Raw genomic sequence first — 20,176 nt, forward strand, 5'->3', positions numbered from 1 at the left:
GACGGGCACCGCGCCCGCGCTCAGCGGAACCAGGGTGACGACGGCGGCCAGGAGGGCCAGTCGCGTACGGATGGTGGCCGGTCGCAGGCGGCGCAGCAGGTGTCCGGCACGGCCCCAGGTCACGGCCCGCTCCTTTCCACGGCGTCGAGCCGGTAGCCGACCCCGCGGACCGTGCGGATGGTGTGCCGCTGGAAGGGCGCGTCGATCTTGCGGCGCAGCGCGCTGACATAGACCTCGACGAGGTTGACGTCACCGTCGAAGCGGTCGTCCCAGACGTGTTCGAGAACCTCGCACTTGGACACGGCCTCCCCGCCGCGGCGGGCCAGGTACTCCAGGACGGCGAACTCACGTGCCGTCAGCACGACGTCCGTGCCCGCGCGTCGGCAGCGGCGGGCGGCCGGGTCGATCTCCAGGTCGCCGACGCGCAGCACGGCCGGCCGTTCGGGACGGCCCCGGCGGATCAGCGCGCGCAGCCGGGCGGCCAGCGCGACGAAGGAGAACGGCTTGGTGACGTAGTCGTCGGCGCCGAGGTCGAGCCCTTCGGCCTGGTCGTACTCACCGTCCATGGCGGTGAGCATCAGCACGGGCATCCACCTGCCCGCCTCACGCAGCCGACCGCACAGCCCGAAGCCGTTCAGGCCCGGGAGCATGACATCGAGCACCAGCGCGTCGTAGGTGTTCTCCAGCGCCATCTCCAGGCCCCGTCGCCCGTCGTGGACGAGGTCGACGGCGTACCCCTCGTCCACGAGCCCACGGCGCAGTAATTCGGCAAGCCGGCGGTCGTCCTCGACCACGAGTATTCGCATGGCCCCAGCATGGCGGCCGGGCCCTGTGAGGAGGCTGAAGGCCTTTCAGGAACCTTCAGCCTCCTCACAGGGCCGTCTTGTCATCGTCGTCCGCGGAACACACCGCGAAGAATCCGGGAAGAAACCAGAAAGGGCTCTCGATGACATCGTTGACCTCCCGCCTCGCCACCGCGGCGACCGTGCTCGCCGTCGCCGCCGGGCTGCAGGGCGTCCTCCTGTCGGGCACCGCTCAGGCCGCCGACGCCTGGAAGCCGTGCGAGACCGCCGGCTCCTACTGGGCGCCCACCGACAAGGACTCCTCTCCGTGGGGCGCGTACTTCGTCAACAACGCGACCAAGCTCCGCCAGACCGCCTCCAGCTCCGCCACCGCATGCGCCGAGGGCCAGAAAACCCATGTCGTCGACCTCCACTGCTACCGCTACATCGGCGGAGTGGGGTGGAACTACGTCCGCGACAACTCCACCGGCGGATGGGCGGGTTGGGTCCCGGACAGCCAGCTCAGCAGGGTGAGCGGAGTGCCCTGCTGAGCACGGACCCGGCGCCGGCACGCGCGGCTCGCCCCGGTACGCCTGTGCGCAGGCGTACCGGGGCGAGCCCGTCGGGTCCTCAGCCCTGGCTGCAGTAGTCCACCCAGCGGTGCGACGAGATGTTGTTGTTGACGCTCTTGCCGAACTGCGACAGGCCCGCGCCGTAGGTGAAGGTGTACTGGCCGGTCGTGGTGTCGGGCCAGCTGTCGCCCTGGCTGATGCAGGCGTGCGCGCCGCCGGCGTTGGGGGCGGTGTACAGGTCCACGGCGTCCAGGCCGCCCGCGTAGCCGTTGTTCCAGATGTCGGAGGTCAGGTTGCGGCAGCTGCCCCAGTTGTCGGAGTTGCCGGACCACTTGCACTCGCGGCCACCGCCGTAGGGCTGGGTGTAGACGTGGAGGTAGCCGTCCCCGGAGGCGAGCCGCGCGGTCGCGGTCGACTGGGCACCCGCGTCCAGCGCGCTGGCGCTGGAGACCGGGGAGAAGAGCGCGGCGACGGCGGCGGCCGAGGCCGCGACGGTGAGGAGACGCTTGACGGACATGGTTTCCCTCGTTTCGTTGTGATGCGAGTGGGGTGACAGGCCCACAGTGGGGTCAGGTCCACGTGGGGTGATGCGCCCACGGCTCGACGGCCGTGGTGGTCTGTGTGGGGTGGAGGAGCGGGGGCGGACCGGGTTCAGGCGCCGTGCGCGACGATCGCGCGGGCCCGGGGCAGTGCCTCGCGCTTGAGGCGGGCCAGATCGGCCGTCTCCTGGGGGTGGCTCCGCCGGAGTCGGTCCCGGTACTCGGAGTCCAGGGACTTGGCCACGGACGACAGGCCGCTGGAGACGGCGCAGGCCGCCTCGGCGGAAGCCAGCCGTACCTCCTTGGCGTGCGGCCACGGGGTCTGCGGCAGGGTGGCCGCGGCCCGGGCGCGGGCGGGGTCCGCGTAGGTGTAGGTCCGCTCGCGCATGCAGCGCGCCCAGGTTTCGACGGCCGCCTTGTAGCGCTTGTCGTCCGTCACGAGGCCGACGCGCATGCCGGCCAGGCTGTCGGTGACCCGGGTGGCCCGGAACCAGGCCTGGAGATCGCCGTACAGCTGCCGTTGGGCGGTGGCCTGGCAGCCCTGGTCGCTGTGGGTGACCCGTATGCCGTTCGGGAGCCGGGCCGAAAGCCCTTGTGGCCGCGCCCCGTTGAGGTCGCTCACCAGGACGGCCCTGGTGTTGGCCGGTACGGAGTGGAAGTACCGCTGGTTGGGATCGCTCCGGACCTCGGCCTCGCGCTGCCGCCGCAGATCGGTGCCGTAGCCGTGGGTCCTGGCCCATGCCGGGTCGTCCACGACGTAGGGGAACCGGACGGAGACGTCGTCACCGCTGGGCGGCTCGACCCAGTACTTGTGTCCCTCCTTCTCCATGCACTTCTTGACGAGGAGCTGCTCCGCGAGCCGCAGCGTCTCCGCCGTGCTGCCCGCGGCCCGGGTCGTGCCGCTCCCGGCCGCCGCGGGGGTGGTCGTGGTGCCCGCGCATCCGGTGGCCGTCGTCGCCAGCAGGCCGGCGGTCAGCAGGGCCGAGGTCCAGCGGTGCATGGGGCGGCTCCCGGGGATCTGGTCGAACGGACGTGGTGCTTCGAACGGACGTGGTGCTTTCGAGCCGTTGACGCCCCAGGGGACCCGTCCGTATGCCCCTGGATCACCAGGGTTTTTTCTTTCTCCGACGCTCATACGACGGCGGTGCGCGGACCGTCCTCCCTGCACGCGACAGGCCTCGCCGACCGTCGAGAACCAGCCAACCGGCGAGGGAGAGGAGGGGAACGCCCAGCGCCGAGCGTCGACAGAGGCGCGCACGACAGATGTCACCTGTCCTGACCTCGCAGGTGAGGGCCACCGGTCCGCCGAATCGATCGAATCCGGTCACGGCGGTCCGGCCTTCGCTGTGCCTTCGCTATGTCGTGGGTGTGTTCGCCGATATCTTTGCCGTGCTCCATGGGGCGCATGGTGCGGCGATCGGGGAACGATGTTCGAAGTGCGGCTGCTCGGTCCGGTGGAGGTGTGGGCCGACGGCCGACGGGCCCCGCTCGGCGGTGTCAGACCCCTCGCGGTCCTGTCGGCACTGGTCGTCCACCTCGGCGAGGTGCTCTCCACCGAGCGGCTCGTGGACTGCGTCTGGGACGAGCGGGCGCCGGCCACCGCGGGCGCCCTGGTGGCCACCCATGTCTCCGCCGTACGCCGGGCACTGGCCCAGGTCACGCGGGACACCGTGGTCCGGACCCGACCGCCGGGCTATGTCGCCGACCTCGGACCGTCCCAGATCGACGCCCGCCGGTTCGAGGACCTGCTCGCCTCGGGCCGGGCCGCCGCCGCGGCGGGCCGTCTGGAGGAGGCCGCCGACCTGCTGCCCGAGGCGCTGGCGCTGTGGCGCGGCCAGGAGGCGCTGGAGGGACTGGGCCAGAACTTCGCCCGGATCGAGGCGTCGCGGCTGGCCGAACTACGGCTCATCGCCCAGGAGGAGTCCTTCGGACTGCATCTCGATCTGGACCGCGCGGACCGGACGATCGCCCCGCTGCTCGCGCACGTCGCCGCCCATCCGCTGCGGGAACGGCCGCGCGGCCAGCTGATGACAGCGCTGGTCCGCACCGGCCGCGTCTCCGACGCCCTGCGCACCTACCGGGAGGGCCGCGCGGTCCTGCGCGAGGAGCTGGGCATCGATCCCGGCCCGGAGCTGCAGGCGCTGCACCAGGCGGCACTGACCAACGACACACAGGTGGCGGGCACCGCCCGCCCGGACAGGATCAGGCGGGAACCCGCGCGGCCCCCGAAGTCGCCGCCGGGCGGCAGCCGCGGCACGCCCGACCCCCGGGCCTGGCCCACCCCGTCCCATCTCCCGCCGGACATCGCCGACTTCGTGGGCCGCTCCGAGCAGATCGCCTGGGCCGCCGCGCTGGTGGGCGGGGTCGACGAGGCGGGCCGTACCGCTCCGCCGATCGGGGTGATCTCCGGCCGGTCCGGCACGGGCAAGACCGCGCTCGCCGTGCACGTCGGCCACCGTACGGCCGAACTCTTCCCGGACGGCCGCCTGTTCGTGGACCTGCGGGCGGCCGACACCGCCCCGCTGCAACCCGCCGACGCCCTCGCCCGGCTGCTGCGCGCCATGGGCGCCGACCCCGAGACCCTGCCGACCTCGGTCGAGGAGCTGACGGGGCTGTACCGCACCCGCATCGGCCACCGGCGCGTCCTGCTGATCCTGGACAACGCGGCGGGCGAGGCGCATGTACGGCCCCTGCTGCCTCCCGGCCCGGGCTGTGCCGTCCTCGTCACGAGCCGGCGCCGACTGGTCGCGCTGGAGGGCTCCGCCCACCTGGACCTGGCCGTGCCCGGTCAGGCGGAGGCGCTCGAACTGCTGCGCCGCGTCGCCGGACCGGACCGTACGAGCGCCGAGCCGGAGCGGGCCGCGGAGATCGTCTCACTGTGCGGACGGCTGCCGCTGGCGGTGCGGATCGCGGGTGCCCGGCTGGCGGCCCGCCCGCACTGGGCGCCCGGCCGGCTCGCCGACCGGCTGCGTGACGAACGCCGTCGGCTGAGCGAACTGCGCGCCGGGGACCTGGAGTTGCGCACCAGCCTCGAACTCGGTTACGCCGACCTGGAGTTGCCGGAGCGCCGGGCGCTGCGCCGGCTGGCGCTGCTCGACCTGCCGGACTTCGCGGCCTGGATCGCCGCCCCGCTGCTGGACATCGGCACGGAGGAGGCCGAGGAGGCGGTGGAGCGGCTGGTGGACTGCCACTTCATCGACGTGATCGGCGTCGACGAGACGGGCCGCAGCCGGTACCGCATCCACGACCTGGCCCGCGAACACGCCCGCGAGCGCTGCCTGTCCGAGGAGAGCGCCGAGGAGCGTACGGCGGCCGTGCTGCGGCTGGTGGCCTCCTGGCTGGATCTCGCCGAGAAGGCCGCCGCCCTCGGCCCGGGCGGAGCCGCCCGGCGCTTCCCCGAACCGGCCGCCGTACGGCCCCTCGACGCGGAGACCGAGGAGGAGCTGCTGGAGCGGCCCACGTCCTGGTTCGCCGCCGAACAGGCCTGTCTGCTCGCGGCAGTTGAGTACTGCGCCGACCACGGCATGGTCCGCGCCGCCCGCGATCTGGCCGGTGCGCTGATCGCGAGTTCGGCCGCCCTGTACAACCAGTTCGACGCCTGGTCCCGTTCGCACGCCGCGGCCATGGCCGCCGTACACCGGGGCGGGGACGACGAGGGCGAGGCGTGGCTGCTCGCGGGTCTTGGCCAACTGCGTTATGAGCAGGACGAGTTCGAGGATTCGTACACCTACTTCGGCAAGGCCCTGCGCCTGTTCGAGGCGCGCGGTGACGTGCCCGAGGGTGCGGCGCTCGCGCTCGCCGGGATGGGGACAGCCCGCCGTGAACAGGCCGGGTACGCCGAGGCGTCGGAGCTGTTGGACGCGGCGCTGGAGCGGTACGGGGAGTCCGCCGGGCGGGGCGCCCGGGCCCGGGTGCTGTACGGCATCGGATACGTCCACCGGGAACAGGGGCGCGGCGGGCGGGCCCGGGAGGCTCTCGCGCGGGCCCTGGACCTGTACCGCGCGGCGGGCGACCGGCACGGCGAGGCGCTGACCCTGCGGTCGCTGGCCCTGTGCGACCGGGCCGAGGGCGCGCTCGCGGACGCCGAGCGGCAACTGCACCAGGCATTGCGGATCTTCGCGGCTCTGCGGGACACCTTCGGGGTGATGTACACCGAACAGTCGCTGGCCAAGACGGAGTTGAGGCTCGGCCGCCTCGACGAGGCACGGGCGCGGCTCGGCCGGTGCCTGGCCGTGGCCCGCGAACGCCAGGACCGCTTCGGCGAGGCGCTCGTCCTGCGCACCCTGGGCGAGTGGCATCTGGCCGCCGGTGATCCGGACGGCGCGCGCGAGCCGCTGGAGCGGGCGCTGTCGACCTGGGAGGCGCTGCGGCTCCCCCTGTGGCGGGCCCGCACGCTCCGGGACCTGGCCGAGGTACGGGAGGCGGACGGCGACGCGTCGGCGACGCGGGCGGCCAGGGCCGAAGCACTCGGCGTCTTCCGGGAGTTGGGCTGCCGCGAGGCACAGGAGCCGGCGGCGGGCGCCGGGTAGTCCCCACCGGTTCCCGAAGGACGCCGCCGTAGCCCTCCGTACGCCTGCAGAAGTACTGGTGGGCCGCCTACAGGCAACTTGCAGAGCAGTTGCAGCGGGGTCCGCGATGCTGATGCACGTGACAGAGATCATCACGCTCTCGGACGCCCGGGTCGCCGCCGTCGCGGAGGACGACTGCGGCGAACCGCTGGTCGACCTGCGCGGCACGGACGACCTGCGGATCGACCCCCGGCAGGCCGACGACGACGGCAACTACGCCCACCTCAGGGCCGGTGCGCTACGGCGGCTGTTGCGCGCCCAGCGGCTGCTGCCGGCCGGGGTCCGCTTCCTGGTGGTGGAGGGATACCGGCCGCACGCTCTGCAGCGCCGGTACTTCGAGGAGTACGCCCGGACCATGCGCCGGACCCATCCGGACGCGTCGCCGGAACGGATCCGCGAACTGGCGAGCGCGTACATCTCCCCGCCGGAGGTCGCACCGCACGTCAGCGGCGGGGCCGTCGATCTGACGCTGTGCGACCTGGACGGCCGGGAACTGCCGCTGGGCACGGAGGTCAACGCGACCCCCGAGGAGAGCGAGGGCGCCTGCCGCACCGGGGCGCCCGGCATCAGCGCCGAGGCACGCGCCAACCGGGCCCTCATGAGCTGGGCCCTCGACGCGACGGGCTTCGTCAACTACCCGACCGAATGGTGGCACTGGTCGTACGGCGACCGGTACTGGGCGCTGCTGCGCCGGGCACCGGCCGCCCGCTACGGACCCGCCGCGCCACCCGACCCGACGGCCCGGGTTGCTGGAAGCCGGGGGCAAATCTAACCGCCGTAGCGGACTTTGACCGGTTAGAAAAGACCCCAGCCTCCAGCACCCCAAGCCGCCACCCCCGGCCCGACGGCCTGACCAGCCACCGACCGGGACACCCAACGACCGCACCGTACGGCTGAGTTCACCGCCGAGTTCACGACCGAGTTCACGACCGAGGGGGAACCAGCATGGAGACCGGAACCTGCGCCGTCCCGCCACCGCGACGCGAGGACGGCGACCGGATGAGCCCGAAGGACTTCGACGCGTCCTTCGCCGCCGACATGCCACGCCTGCGCCGAAGGCTGCTGGCCCTGACCGGCAACCCGCACGACGCCGACGACCTGCTGCAGGAGACCTACCTACGGCTCTCCCGGCGCGCCCGCGCCCAGAACCTGACGCGGCAGCAGCACCCGTACGCCTACACCTGCACCGTCGCCCTGAACCTGCTGCGCGACGCGTGGCAGCACCCCTCCCGGCGCGAGCAGTCCACCGACCGGCTGCCCGAGTCGGGCTGGGACGGCGGGCTGGCCTCCTACGAGGCGTCCCAGACCACGCTGGCGCTGCTGGGCGTGCTCTCCGAGAAGGAGGCCGCGGCGGTGATCCTCGTGGACCTGGAGGGCCTCAGCCACGACACCGCGGGCGAACACCTCGGCGCCCACCGCGGCACCGTCCAGCGCAACCGGATGCGCGGCCTGGCCAAGATGCGCGACGCGCTCGGCCACTAACCCCCACCCACGTGCCGCTCCCCCACGGGGGTGGGGAGCGGCACGCACGTCCGCACCGCTGTCCCCAACCGCCGTCCCCGGCCCGTCCGGTGACGGCATCCCGACGAAGGAAGACTTCCTTGAACACCAGCAGCACGCGCCGCCGGACCAGCGGCGCGCTCCTGGGGGCCTCGGTCCTCGCCCTGTCCGCGTTCGTCTCCGCCCCGGCCCACGCCGCCGCGCAGGACGCCACCTGCGGTGTCCTGGCACCGGGCGCCTCGGCCATCGCGCAGGCCGCGGTGAACGCCGCCTGTTCGCAGATCGGCGTCTGGTACAGCTGGGGCGGCGGACACGCGGCCACACCGGGCGCCAGCTACGGCTACTACGACGGCTCGGACCCCGACAGCCTCCACGACAACGAGCGCAAGGGCTTCGACTGCTCCGGCCTGACGCGCTTCGCCTACTACCAGGCCACCGGCCGGGACCTGCTCAACGGCACGGCGGACGACCAGTTCCACAGCTCGCAGGCCTCCGCCCGCTTCTCCGCCTCGCAGGGCTCCGCCCCGCTGCTGCCGGGCGACCTGATGTTCTGGGGCAGCGGGCACGTCCACCACGTCGCCATGTACCTGGGCAACGGGCAGATGGTCGAGGCGTACGAGTCGGGCACCCACATCCGGGTCGCCCCCGTGCGCACCGGCGGCGACTACGCGGGCGCGATCCGGATCAACGGCTCGGGCACCCCAACTCCCCCGCCCGCAAACGGCGGCACGGTCTTCGAGACCTGGGGCACGGGGGTGCGCACCCGCTCCACGCCGAGCGTGCGCGGTGCCGTGGTGGACACCTTCGCCGGTCCGACCCAGGTGTCCGTCCAGTGCCAGGAGCACGCCGAGACCGTCACCGCCGAGGGCTACACCAACGACATCTGGTCCAAGCTGGCCGACGGTTCGTGGCTGACCAACATCTACATCAAGGGCGCGGCCTGGCTGGACGTCCCGACCTGCTGACCGACCTGCTGACCCGAAGCCGAGACCGCCGGCCGCCGTACGCCTTGAGGGGTGTGCGGCGGCCGACGGCCGGAAAGGAGAAGCGGCAGACGAGCCGGGCCGTACGCCGGGGAGTGTCACCGCAGCGCTATGAGCTGCACAAACGTGCAGCGAGGGCGTTTCCGTGGCTACCTTGATGGCTACGTAAGGAGGCGCCCCACGCCGGAGCGGTCCGGACGGGGGCTTCGTCGTTCTCGGAGAGGCCAGTTCTGGTGGCCACCGAAGCGGACGACATCACCGCCGACATGGTGATCACCGAACTCACCGGCGTGATGTACCGGTGGTCCCGTTCAACCCCGCCGACATCGGCGAACCTCGCGGTCTCGGCTCGGTTCGTTCCGGCCCCTGTGGCGCCACCGGCCCGTTGTCCAGCTCCGCTTCCAGGACGGCGAACCCGCCCGGGACGGGACAGTCACCGGAATCCGTACTAGAATCTGTACAGAATCAAGCCTCTATATGGGTACGGTGACAGCATGGAGATCCCTGAGGTCGTGACCGTCAGCGATGCGCGCGCGAGGCTGTCGCGGATCCTGACTGACCTGTCGGAGTCCGGCGCGGATGCCGACCCGGTCCTGATCGGCGCCCACCGCAAGCCCCAGGGCGTCCTCCTGTCCGTCGAGGCCTTCGAAGCGCTGAGCGGCCGAGCGGCACGACGTGCAGCCGTCGCCTCGGCCACCGGCTCCATCGAGGCCGAGGGGCTCCAGGCTTCCAAGGCCTCCGATCGCGACACCGAGGGGTACGTGAAGGGCGACCTCGACGCGGACACCCTTGTCGCCCGCGCGATCGCCCGCCACCGACAGACTTCGGAGCGGCGGGCAGGGTGAACGATCCGTACGCCATGCCCAACGGCGTGCTGCGCAACAAGCTCGGCATCACCGACCATCAACTGCTCGCGGCAGCGGAGGCGGACATCACCCGGGCGCGCCTCGTCATGCTCGCCGAACGCCCCCTACCCGGCGCGTACGACCTCGGCCATTTCCAAGCGTTCCATGCCGCGATCTTCGGTGACATCTATCCGTGGGCAGGCGAGTTACGCACCGTGAACATCGCCAAGCGCACACCGTTCTGCCCGGCAAGAAACTTGGCGTCCTACGCCGGAGAGATCTTCGGCCGTCTCGCCTCGTCCGGTCACCTACGGGATCTCCCCCGGCGGGAATTCGTCATCCGACTAGCCGCGCTGTACGGCGACTTGAACGTCCTCCACCCGTTCCGCGAGGGCAACGGCCGCGCCCAGCGGGCGTTCCTGACCCAGCTCAGCACCGACGCGAGCTACGACCTGAACTGGTCGACCCTGGACCCTCAGCGCAACGAGGACGCCTCCGTAAAGAGCTTCCTCGGCGACAACAGCCTGTCAGAGCAGATGCTGGACGAACTCGTCACAACCACGGGGTGACACAGCCATCTCCCGGTCGGCAGGCGCGATGCTCGGCGCCCGACAGGCTGGCATGGAGCGTTTCTGCGCCAACTTCGTCGGGTCGAGGTTCTCAGGCGGCAGAGCCGGACTGCTGAGGATGAGTGCCACCCAGTCGAGGCACGAGCCAGAAGCGGCTGCGTGCGCCACATCCTCCGGCATCGTGGCGGAACCACTCGGACGCCCCAGGGCAGAAGCCGTTTGTGCCAGGTCCGGCCGCGCCGCCGCCCGGCTCTGGCCCCAGTTTTCATGGCTACCTACGTGGCTACCTACGTAGCCGTGCGGTCCCGTTTGAACCGGTACGGACCGGGGTCCGACCAAACCCCTGAATCTATGAAAAAGGGCCCCTGACCAGTACTTTCCCTGGTCAGAGGCCCTTGGCGGCAGACGAGCCGGGCTGTACGCCGGGTATTTCTGACGCACCTTCCTGACCTGCGCTTTTGTGAGCCGTATCGGTTGTGACCTGCTAGGTCGGGTTGCAGAGGCGTTCGAAGGCAGTCAGAGGAAACCGCTCGGATTCGACCCCGGTTCGACCCGGGCCGCTCAGAGGCAGTCAGAGGCAGCGACCTCTGCAACTAGCCCTCCAGAGGCCCGAGTTGACGGGTGCGGATCATGGGTGGCGACTCTGGCGAGACCTATGATTCGTCTTCGGTCGAGCCGTGATGGGAACGCCTGCCTTCCATCGGAGCCAGGTGTACGAAAGCCTCCAGGACCGGAAATCCTGGAGGCTTCGCTGGCACCGATTGGAGGTCGGTTCCGGACTCCACCCGTGGTTTTAGCGGGCCTGGGTGGCGTCTCTGTCCTTGCGGGACGGCTTCACAGTGGCACACAGCACCCACCAGACCGACTCACACCCACGGCTTCCTCACCCGCACGAGCGACTGGGCCTTCACCGGCTGCCCCGGTCTGCGGCTGACCTGATCCTGCTCGGCGACCTCACCGGCCGCTACGCGGCAGGCAGTTACAGCAGGCTCAGCTCCGATCGCCGGACCCTTGTCCTGCGCGAGGACCACCAGGGCGCGGCCGAGCACGGACACCGGATCACCGCGGCCATTGCCTGCCACGTGGCTCGCGCCGGCGGAAGCGTCGACGAGCTGGCGCAGTTGCTGCAGCACCCCGAGCACGAGGGCGGCAGGCACGCACGGCACATCGCGGTCCGCTCGGGTCAGTCGCGGGCTCTGGACTACATACGCCGGGTGTGGGCCAGTGCCTCGGATGCCGTCAGCGGCACGAGAGTGCTGGAGTCGCGCCACCATGCGCACGAGGTGCTCGCCGCGCTGCGCGACAGGATCGAGACGACGCCCTGGCGCGGGGAACGGGGCCGGACCGCGCTGCGGGTACTCCGGGCCCATCTGGACTTCGCCGAGATCGCGGGCGGCCCTCTGCACCAGGCCAGCGAGCGCCAGACCGCGGAGGGGGCAGGGATCTCGCGGACGACCCTCCGGGTCGTCTATGAGACCGTCCTCAAACCGCGAGGCTGGCTGCGACGCCTGCGAGTAGGACATGGCCGCGAGGGTTCGACCTGGTACCTCGGCGACGGCATTCCCGCTCTGCGATCTCGTTTCCGGACCACTCAGTACCCCCCCGACCCGGCACTTGAGGACTGGCCCACCCCTGAGACAGGTGTGTCGGCCGACATCGACTCCAGCGTCATCGGCCGTCTGATGGGCCACGACGCCTTCGCCCACCACGGCCTGGGCAGCGCCGCACTCTTGATCATCGGTGCGCTGCATGCCCGCCCGGCGCAGACAGCCAGCGAACTTGTCGGCTCGTCCTCGGTCTCCCGCGCCACGGCCTACCGCACTTTGCGACGCCTGGCCAACCTCGGCCTCGTCCACCACATCGGTGAGACCTGGACCCTCGCACCCGGCGCCTTGGAGGGCTTCGGGAGCAGTACTCCGGCGTCCATGGACGCCGAGTGTGCCGAGCCGGCGCAGGGGTGGGATTCGCTTGCACAGCGGCATGGAACCACGGGCGTCGCGGCCCGGCGCAAGGCGCTTCACGCTGCCGAGCGCGCGGCGTATCGCAAGGTGCTGGAGCGGCTGTCGGAGCACCGCAGCAAGGCTGTGGTGATCGTCCGCGAAGGGCGCCAGGTCCTTGTCCCGGCACCCCGGCCCGATGAGGTCACATCCACCTTGCAGGCCAGGGACGGATGCGTCCTGGATCCGGTCACCGGACGGCCCACTCCTGACTGGCGGATCGCGACCGACGGTCGGCTGATCCTCATCACCCCTGCCGACCAGCGCAGTTACGAAGAGTTGGCCGCCGCCCATGCCGAAGCCCTCAGCGAATGGGAGTCCGCAGCATGAACCCACACGCCCCGAAACCGCCCCCTGCCGGTGACCCGCCGACCCCGCAGTCCCTGCGTCAACGGTACGAGTCCGGTGCCACGGTCGAGGAACTCATGGCTGCCTGCGGCCTGTCGTACGGCACTCTGCTCAACCGGCTGCGCGAGGCCGGGACCGTGATGCGCACCTCGTGGCAGACCCGCCGGATGCGAGCGGACCCAGAAGCGCGCCGACGTCTCGCGGCCCGTCTGCGGAACCTCTACGAGGAGCACGGAGCGACCCTCACCGAACTCGCCGCAGCGGCGGGTGAGTCGAGGATCGTTGCCCGGCGCCTGCTCATCGAGGCCGGCGGCACCGTGCGCACCACGAAGCAGACGGTGCGGATCCGTTCTGCGGCGCGTGCCGCCAGGCAGCAGAAGCTCGCTCTGTCTCTGCGGGCGCGCTACGAAGCTGGCGCCACCGTGCCCGCACTCGCCAAGGAGTGCAGCTACTCCGTCGCCACCGTCTACCGGCTTCTGCTCCAAGCAGACACCCGTATGCGTCCCCAGCACGACCACGGTCCGGCTCGCGCTCCACGGAAGCCGTCATGAGCACCCCCGGCATCACCGGTGCCGGTCGACATATCGGACAGGTCAAGAACCCGACCCGCCATCCCAAACACAGCACTTGTGCTCGGGCGCCCCCGCCGTCGGACGACAGCCATAGCCCGACGTCAGCTCCGGCCGCCGAAATGTGCGGAACAACACCCCTTCCAGATACAGGAGATCAAAGACACGTGAACGAGAACACCCGTCACAAGACCGTGGCCGCGGCCACCGGACGCGTCTGGGACGCGTTCGTCATCGTGGTCGGCATGCTCAAGGGCGGGACTGCCAAGACCACCTCCGCATGGTTCATCGCCCTCTACTACGCCGTCGTCCTCGGCCTGCCCACCCTGCTTCTCGACGCCGACGCGTCCAGCCAGTCCGCCTACGACTGGTTCAAAGTCGCCCAGGCCGCAGGCTTCGAGATCCCCGGCAACCTGATGGTCGAGCGGTACCCGTTCGACGACATCGCCGAGTACATCCGTACCAAGCGCGCCGAGTTCGGCGCGATCGTGGTCGACGCCGGCGGCGGCAGCGCGAAGCTGTTCCACGAGGCCGTCACCGAGGCAAACCTCCTGCTCGTCCCCGTGGCCCCCACCAAGATCGAGCGCCGCAAGCTCGTAGCCACCTTCGACGAGGCCGAACGCGCCGCCGCCCGCAACCAGCGGGACGTCACCGCCCACGTGGTCATGGTCAAGGCCGACGACCGCACCAGCCTCCCCAGAAACGCCCGGGACAAGCTCCAGGACCCCGCCAGGGGCGAGGGCATAGGCCCCGACCGCGACGAACCGTTCCCGCTCGCCGACACCGTCATCCACTCCTGGGTGCACTACATGGAGGCCTTCGGCGAGATCCCCACCGAACTGAGCGAATACACCAAGCTGATGAAGGAGCTGACGGCATGACGGACCGAATGAGGCCCCCGGCCCGCCGCACGAGCGGTCGTACTCTGGGCGGAGCCAACAGGGCGACCCCGCCACCCCCTCCCCCGGCCGCCGAACTCACACCCGAGCAATTCGCCGCCGAACAGGCCGCCGCCCAGCCCGAAGGCGGCCCCGCCGCCAACCTGCCGCAGCATCTCTCTCCATCCCACGCGCCCGTCGACTCAGCAGCGGAGGGCTCGGCCGAAACGACAATCGGATTGACACAGAGCGCCGCCCAGGCCGAGCCTCGCCGCCCCGAGCAGGAGCCTGCCGCCAGCCGACCCGCCCACCCAGCCGTTGTCACCCCCCAACCAGCTGATGTGCCAGCGGAGTTGAGGACGTCGCAGAGGGTCTCGGCCGACGAACCAGCAGCCTCCACTCAGCCGGCCGAGCCTGTTGCGCAGCACGGTCCACCCCACGTTGCATGGGCGCCTTCTGCCGCGCCCTCGTCCCGCGAAGTGGCGGTACGTACGACCGTTCCTCCGATGGCAGGCGGTACAGCGTTCCCTGTGAAAAGCGATGGTCCGGGGTCTCACCAGGAGCAGGACGCAGGACCGTATGAGGAGCCCGGCGAGGGAAGGCCGTATACCCACGGTCCCGGCCGCCCCAAGGACATCCCCGAGGCCGCTGTGGTTCTCAACCAGCGCATCATCGCTCGCGAGAGCCTCGACTCGTCGGTCCCCGCCGCGCTGAAGCTGAAGAAGCGGATCAAACGCTTCGCGTTGGACAACGAACTCGACCACCTGCCCATCGGCGACATCGTCTCGGTCGCCCTGGACGAGTGGCTCACCGCCCGCGGGTTCTGAACCCAACCACAGTGAACGGGTTGGCCTCCCCACGCCCAGGGGGTGGCCGCCCCTCGCGCCGACATTCCAATAGCCCAATAGGCGGATAGCTATCCGCCTAGCCGGACCGAACGGAGCCGCTCTCGTGCCTGATCACTTCCCCTACGCCCGCAGACTGCGAGAAATCGCAGATGCGCTCGACGCCGAGCGCCAGCCAACCGATGACGTTCTTACGCCGCACCCGGACACTATGGCCGTCATCAGTAACCGGCACACCAAACGCGGTCAACTCAACTATGCCGTCCCCGAAGTTCTCCAGCTCCAGCACCGGATCCGCCGCTACAACGCCGATACCGATGTACCGCACGGAGACATCGTGACTCTGGCCCTCGACACTTGGCTCCGCGCAAAGGGCTACTCGCCCGACCTCGAACCGCCAAGAACAGGGGTTGTTTGACCAGCGTTCTCACTCCGGAAAGCATCGAGAGACCCATACTTCGCGGAGGCCTGGTGCGATCGAACGCGCGTCGCCCGTCGCGCGATGTTTGGACAGCACGGGGCCGAGGACGATCTGGATCAGGCCTTCTCTCCCTGCCCTTGCCGATCAGGCTTGAGCCCCGGACACCGAGCATGGCCAGGGCGGCACCTCCGAGTGCTTCGTGAATCTCACTCCCGTGGCGTGAAGTCGTGGACAAGGCTCTGTGTCTTTCTGATGCCACTCAGGGTTACGTTGCCGCTTGATCGAACGACGAGTTGGTGCAGCGGGTATGGAATGAGGCGTACGCACGGTGCGCCTGCCGCGCCTTGCTCCAATCCGGAGACGACAACAAGGAAGAAGTTCTCCTCGGAGGCGGCACGCTCGAATTCTGAAGGCGTAAAGGTCACCGTGTCCTGCTCTGGCCCATACATGGTCTTGAGTTCGTAGAAACGGGACAGGCGGTCCACGGCATCCGCACCCAGACCGTGCTGTGCACGGAGATCTCGAAGCCACTGAGGTTCCGCTTCGGCCCCCAATACCTGGGCCAGGAACTGGATGGCCACAGCCTCTTGCTCGACCGTTGTGTAAGAACGCGGTACCGACTGTGAACTTGGTACCGCCGGTTCCGTCCGGGGGCGTGGCAGGGTGACCCCGGACTGGGCCCGCTCTTCCCCCGATGGGTGGATGACGCCAGGGGTTCCTGTCGTGATGCGGCCGTCGTCCACGAGGCGAAATCTCTCTGGATCGACGAGCTGTCGCCGCACCGTGGCAGGGCTGCTGACCGCTGGAACGGTGCCCGAAGTTCCCTGGCTTCTTCCCGTGGCAGGACGCACACTGGATCTGCCCTTGTCACCGGCTTGCGCGCGTCGTTCAGTGTGCTCCTCCTGGAGCGATACCAGCCTTTGCGCGATCTCAGCATCGGCCGCGGCTCTGTCCCTCTCCGCTTGTTCCTCGGCCAGGCTCAGCCGGACCGCCTCGCGCCCTTTCTCCGCCTCGTCGTACGCGGCCGCCCAGGCGTGGGCCACCTCCCTTCGTCCCTGTGCGAAGAGGGCGGCTACGGTTCGGCCCATCTCGGAGGCCCGACCCAAGGCGCGATTATCCACCGCGTACAGGCTCCTGGTCGGCAGGTCGAGCGCCGTGCCCATGTGCACCAGAACCGGTTCCGCGTCGAGCAGGTGAACGTGGCATTCCACTCGCGGCGCGACTCTCACTTCTACGGCGATGAGTTCGTCCCAAGACCCGTTGAGGGATCGCGCGATCGCGGACGCGTTGCGCTGTAGATCCTCGCGCAGCAGAGCAAGGGCTGCTCGTATCAACGAAGTGGCCTCCGGATCCACGGGCGCCTTGTCCGGAGAACAGGGCGTGATGTCCTGCGGCTTCACCTCATGCACGCGGAGTGGCCCGAGCAACGCCCGGAACTGTTCGAGTTCGGCTCCGGGCAGCCAGACCGGGACCTGCTCTCCTAGAGCATCGGCCAGCGCTGCGTCGACCGCGTAGACGGGCCGCTTGCTAAACCAACCGTGGCTGGTCCGCAAAGGCAGCCGTCCGAGGCGGGTGGCGTTCGCTTCCTCAGGTCGTGCCGTGGCCAGCCGGGCAAGTAGCTGTAGCGTCTGAAGCACGACGGCCTCGACCGTGCTGGCATCTGCCTCGGAGAGTTCTTGCCGTTTGGTCTCCTTGGCGATTTCTCTGATGACAGCGACGGCATCGTCCACACCGGGCTCTGGAACGCCAAGCGCCTTCCAGAACGCCTCGTCGTCGTCCAGGGCTGGGGCGAAGGTGCCCCAGCAGCCGAAGACCGCGAGTCCGCGGAAACAGTCCCGTGGCTTGCGCCACCCAGAGGTGGTGAGGACCAGCCCTGTTCCGCTGTTAAAGGCGCGGGTGATTTTTGCGAGCATGCCAGCCATTCGCCCGCGGTTCTCGGCGAGGCGTTCCGCCAGGGCCTGGTAGAGAATCCGGGCAGCCGGGTGATCATGCAAGCCGCTCCGGCTGCTCTGTTGTCGCAGTTCGCGCAGGCACTTGAGCAGGTCATCAACGCCAGCCTCACCGGTGACGCCGAGAGCGGTCAGCACCTCTCCCCGCTTACCCACCACTTCTTGCAGATCCTGGTGGAGGAACCCGGCCCCGTTGTCCCCGTAGACGGCGACAGTGCCGGTCGTCCGCTCCCGCAAGTCGGCTGGGGCGGTGGGCACCCCGTCCCGGTTGTCCAGCCAAGGCGTGTACTTGAGCTGCCACAGCCAGAAGGCGTCCGTCTCACCGAGGTCCACCCAGCCGTACGAGTCCTTCACTGCGCGGACCGTGGCGTGCTCGGAGAGAGTGCTCCAGGTACGTCTGAGTACCCGCAGGAGAGCGGCAGCCCTGCGTCGCCTCGCCAGCGCGTCCTGTTCCCGGGCGATGTCCCGCGCAACGGCCGCCAAGACGGGGCTGTCATATTCATGGAGGGTGAACGTAGCGCCCTTGGCCCGTAGATGGTCGCTGCGCTCCTTGGGGTGAGGAGTTTGGCTCACCCGCACGCCCTCGTTAGGGTACGAGCCGCTGTACCGGTGTTCGGCCTTCGGGTGCGCGCGAAGCCGGGGTGTCGTCGAGGCACCGAGCAACCGCAGGAACGCCTGTGCTCCCAGACCGGTGCCAGCGCCTCGCAGAACCTGGACATAGCGGGAACGCAGCCAGGAAAGTCCGCGTACCCGACCAGCGGCTAGCTCGAAAGTACCCTCGCGGTCCGCACCGTCCAGACCAGCCGGCAGATACGAGTCGGCAGGGGCGACCTCGACATCCTCGCGCTGCCCGTCAGATCCGTACCGCCGAGCCTTGAGGAGGATCGCCTTACCCACATCGCGGCCCAGCGCCACGCGTTCCTTCGCCGGCACACGCAGGAATCCGTCACGCAAGGCAAGCAATTGCCCGTCATCCAGGCTCAATGGGCCGTTGTCACGGCGGGCACCACGGGCCGCGAGCCGCCGAACGGCCGGCACCGGATCCTCGCCGGTGACAAAAACACCCCGCTCGCCTAGCCAATCACGGACCCTGCTCGACTCGGCCGTAGGCACCAGATAGGCCTGGTGCAGGACCCGGCTGAATCCCAGAGCTGCGGAGAGACCACGAGCCTGGTCCGTGAAGACGATCGGGGCGTCGGCGCCCGGGACGGAGTATCGCTCCCCGTCGACGTCAACCAGCCACCGCAGCCACAAGAGCGGGATCGCCTCATCGACCCCGATAGCCGTCGCGGCGAGGGCGACTGTGGCCTCCGGTGTACGGGACGTGTCATTGAGCAGTTTCAACGCGTCCTGGACACCGACGTTCGCTGGCGCCGCGCCGCCGTTCTCCGCCCAGTCCTCCAGAACATCGCGCCACCGGCCACCGGCATCCCGTGCCAGCTCCGGCAGGATTGCTTCGCGTTCCACCACACCGGCGATCTCAGCCTCGGTGAGCACGCCGATAAGTGCCGCGTCCGCCACAGCGAGGTGCGAGAGACCAAGGCTGCGGCCTTCCCCAGGCATCAGCAGACGTAGTTCGTGTGACACCTTCGCTCGGGCCCGGTCCAGCAGGAGTTTCTCCAGGGCGGATACAGGGCTTTTGGTCTGCTGAACGTCACCAGGTAGCGGCACGCTCTGCCATGCCTCCGCCGGATCCTGCCGGAACTGCCGAATCACCGCCGCCGCCCAGAGATCTGCAACCAAGGGGCACAGGGCAACGTTCCAGTCGGTGTCATTCAGCTGCTGACGGCTGGGGTTGGGGTCGAACTGCGCGCTCACACAGACGGGTACGCCCAATTCCATGACAGGAAGCCCTACATGCAGGCGCCCAGGCGCCGCATGAAGGGCGGCCTCCACGCCGTGCTGTGGCAGGGCGACAGCGAGCGTTGTTTCGTCGCCAACGGCCTTGCGCGTTCGGCTTACTCCTTCGGGGCTCTGGATGACTGCATGGCTCACACTCCAGGACTCGCCATCCGTAGCACATGCCGTCCTCGTCGTGACCGTGGTCGCGACACCGCCCACCGCTGCCTCGTGGTGCTGTGCCTCACCCCATTGCAACGCCAGCTCGCGCCGGGCGCTGCAGTCCTCATCCGTGTGGATTACCGTACGGACGCGGTCGAGGAACAGCAGCGCCCCGTCTCCCCAGTCGTCGAGCCACTCGTCCACATCCTCGCTGGCGATGAGTCCAGGCTCTGCGAAAGGCATCCGCAGAACGGTCCAACCGTCGTCGGCCACAGCCTTGGGGATCGGGTAGGGCTCCGGGACAGCCACGTGCGGATCACCGATCCGCACCCGGTAGTCGCAGCAGTACACCTCCAGTACGGGCGAGAGCCGTCGCAGAGTCATCAGCCCGATCCCGAAGCGGCCCGTCGAGTCGGGATCCTCGGCTTTGCTGGTCAACCAGGGCATGGCCAGCGCCATGACGTCCGGCAGCTGCACCGGACTCCCGTCATGAGCGACGAGCAGCTCTGTGTCACGTACGAGAATCCGAACCTGAGAGGCCCCGAGGTCATCGGCGTTCTGCACGATTTCCGACAACCCCTGCAGACGGTCGGTGGACAGATCCCCACCGTTCTCACGCTGACGCTCCAGGCCGTACCGCATCTGCCCGGGCAACCTGGCAAAGAGTTCACCCAACTTAGCGACCGCGGCATGCGTCGCATCCGCTCCGTCAGGCTCAGGTATATCCGCCGCGCCAGCCAACCCCTCCATGTCAAAGAGCTTCTCCGCAGCGCGAACCGCCCGCTCAATCGCCCCCGTCATCCCGCCCCC

General features: G+C 69.7%; 15 protein-coding genes and 1 pseudogene. 11 read left to right on the forward strand and 5 right to left on the reverse strand.

The annotated features are described in order from the left end of the window. Positions 1–119: 119 nt before the first annotated feature. On the reverse strand, positions 120–806 hold the full coding sequence (locus tag OG407_RS16600) for a response regulator transcription factor (RefSeq protein WP_405858820.1): 687 nt from the start codon (positions 804–806) through the stop codon (positions 120–122). Between the two features lie 140 nt (positions 807–946). On the opposite strand from OG407_RS16600, the gene OG407_RS16605 reads away from it, so the two are divergent. After that, positions 947–1,333, forward strand: coding sequence for a hypothetical protein (locus tag OG407_RS16605; protein WP_405858822.1), 387 nt, complete (start codon positions 947–949; stop codon positions 1,331–1,333). A 79-nt stretch (positions 1,334–1,412) separates the two neighbouring features. Here the strand turns inward: OG407_RS16605 and OG407_RS16610 are convergent, their stop codons facing one another. Both OG407_RS16610 and OG407_RS16615 read right to left on the reverse strand, forming a co-directional pair. Next, positions 1,413–1,871 (reverse strand): hypothetical protein, encoded by a 459-nt coding sequence (locus tag OG407_RS16610; RefSeq protein ID WP_328683682.1) that lies wholly within the window; start codon positions 1,869–1,871, stop codon positions 1,413–1,415. A gap of 134 nt (positions 1,872–2,005) precedes the next feature. Continuing rightward, positions 2,006–2,893: a hypothetical protein gene (locus OG407_RS16615; RefSeq protein ID WP_405858824.1), complete on the reverse strand. Its 888-nt coding sequence runs from the start codon at positions 2,891–2,893 to the stop codon at positions 2,006–2,008. Between the two features lie 427 nt (positions 2,894–3,320). On the opposite strand from OG407_RS16615, the gene OG407_RS16620 reads away from it, so the two are divergent. The 10 genes and pseudogenes from OG407_RS16620 (at position 3,321) to OG407_RS16665 (ending at position 14,977) form a co-directional block, all read left to right on the forward strand. Further along, positions 3,321–6,422 carry an AfsR/SARP family transcriptional regulator gene (locus tag OG407_RS16620; protein ID WP_405858826.1) on the forward strand — a complete coding sequence of 1,034 codons (3,102 nt, stop codon included), beginning with the start codon at positions 3,321–3,323 and terminating at the stop codon, positions 6,420–6,422. A 118-nt stretch (positions 6,423–6,540) separates the two neighbouring features. After that, positions 6,541–7,233 (forward strand): M15 family metallopeptidase, encoded by a 693-nt coding sequence (locus tag OG407_RS16625; RefSeq protein WP_405858828.1) that lies wholly within the window; start codon positions 6,541–6,543, stop codon positions 7,231–7,233. Between the two features lie 173 nt (positions 7,234–7,406). Further along, a complete protein-coding gene (locus tag OG407_RS16630) occupies positions 7,407–7,943 on the forward strand; it encodes an RNA polymerase sigma factor (RefSeq protein ID WP_405858830.1) in 537 nt (178 codons plus the stop codon). A 119-nt stretch (positions 7,944–8,062) separates the two neighbouring features. Continuing rightward, positions 8,063–8,923, forward strand: a pseudogene (locus OG407_RS16635) (C40 family peptidase); the annotation flags it as partial. Between the two features lie 515 nt (positions 8,924–9,438). Continuing rightward, positions 9,439–9,789, forward strand: a complete 351-nt coding sequence (locus OG407_RS16640; RefSeq protein ID WP_405858832.1) for a type II toxin-antitoxin system Phd/YefM family antitoxin — start codon at positions 9,439–9,441, stop codon at positions 9,787–9,789. Then, positions 9,786–10,358, forward strand: coding sequence for a Fic/DOC family protein (locus OG407_RS16645; protein WP_405858834.1), 573 nt, complete (start codon positions 9,786–9,788; stop codon positions 10,356–10,358). Before OG407_RS16640 ends, OG407_RS16645 begins: the two co-directional genes overlap by 4 nt. Positions 10,359–11,164: 806 nt before the next feature. After that, positions 11,165–12,685, forward strand: coding sequence for a transcriptional regulator (locus OG407_RS16650; RefSeq protein ID WP_405858836.1), 1,521 nt, complete (start codon positions 11,165–11,167; stop codon positions 12,683–12,685). After that, positions 12,682–13,254, forward strand: a complete 573-nt coding sequence (locus tag OG407_RS16655) for a helix-turn-helix domain-containing protein (RefSeq protein ID WP_405858838.1) — start codon at positions 12,682–12,684, stop codon at positions 13,252–13,254. The genes OG407_RS16650 and OG407_RS16655 overlap by 4 nt, the downstream gene beginning before the upstream one ends. A 185-nt stretch (positions 13,255–13,439) precedes the next feature. After that, positions 13,440–14,153: a ParA family protein gene (locus OG407_RS16660; RefSeq protein ID WP_405858840.1), complete on the forward strand. Its 714-nt coding sequence runs from the start codon at positions 13,440–13,442 to the stop codon at positions 14,151–14,153. Between the two features lie 527 nt (positions 14,154–14,680). Beyond that, the gene (locus OG407_RS16665; RefSeq protein ID WP_327404508.1) at positions 14,681–14,977 is read left to right on the forward strand and encodes a hypothetical protein; all 297 of its coding nucleotides are present in this window, start codon (positions 14,681–14,683) and stop codon (positions 14,975–14,977) included. Positions 14,978–15,074: 97 nt separating this feature from the next. On the opposite strand, the gene OG407_RS16670 is transcribed toward OG407_RS16665, so the two are convergent. Further along, positions 15,075–15,323, reverse strand: coding sequence for a hypothetical protein (locus OG407_RS16670; RefSeq protein ID WP_327404507.1), 249 nt, complete (start codon positions 15,321–15,323; stop codon positions 15,075–15,077). 299 nt (positions 15,324–15,622) lie between these two features. Next, on the reverse strand, positions 15,623–20,167 hold the full coding sequence (locus OG407_RS16675) for a sacsin N-terminal ATP-binding-like domain-containing protein (RefSeq protein ID WP_405858842.1): 4,545 nt from the start codon (positions 20,165–20,167) through the stop codon (positions 15,623–15,625). Between the last annotated feature and the right edge of the window lie 9 nt (positions 20,168–20,176).

The organism is Streptomyces sp. NBC_01515, assembly GCF_045040345.1.
Lineage (GTDB): Bacteria > Actinomycetota > Actinomycetes > Streptomycetales > Streptomycetaceae > Streptomyces.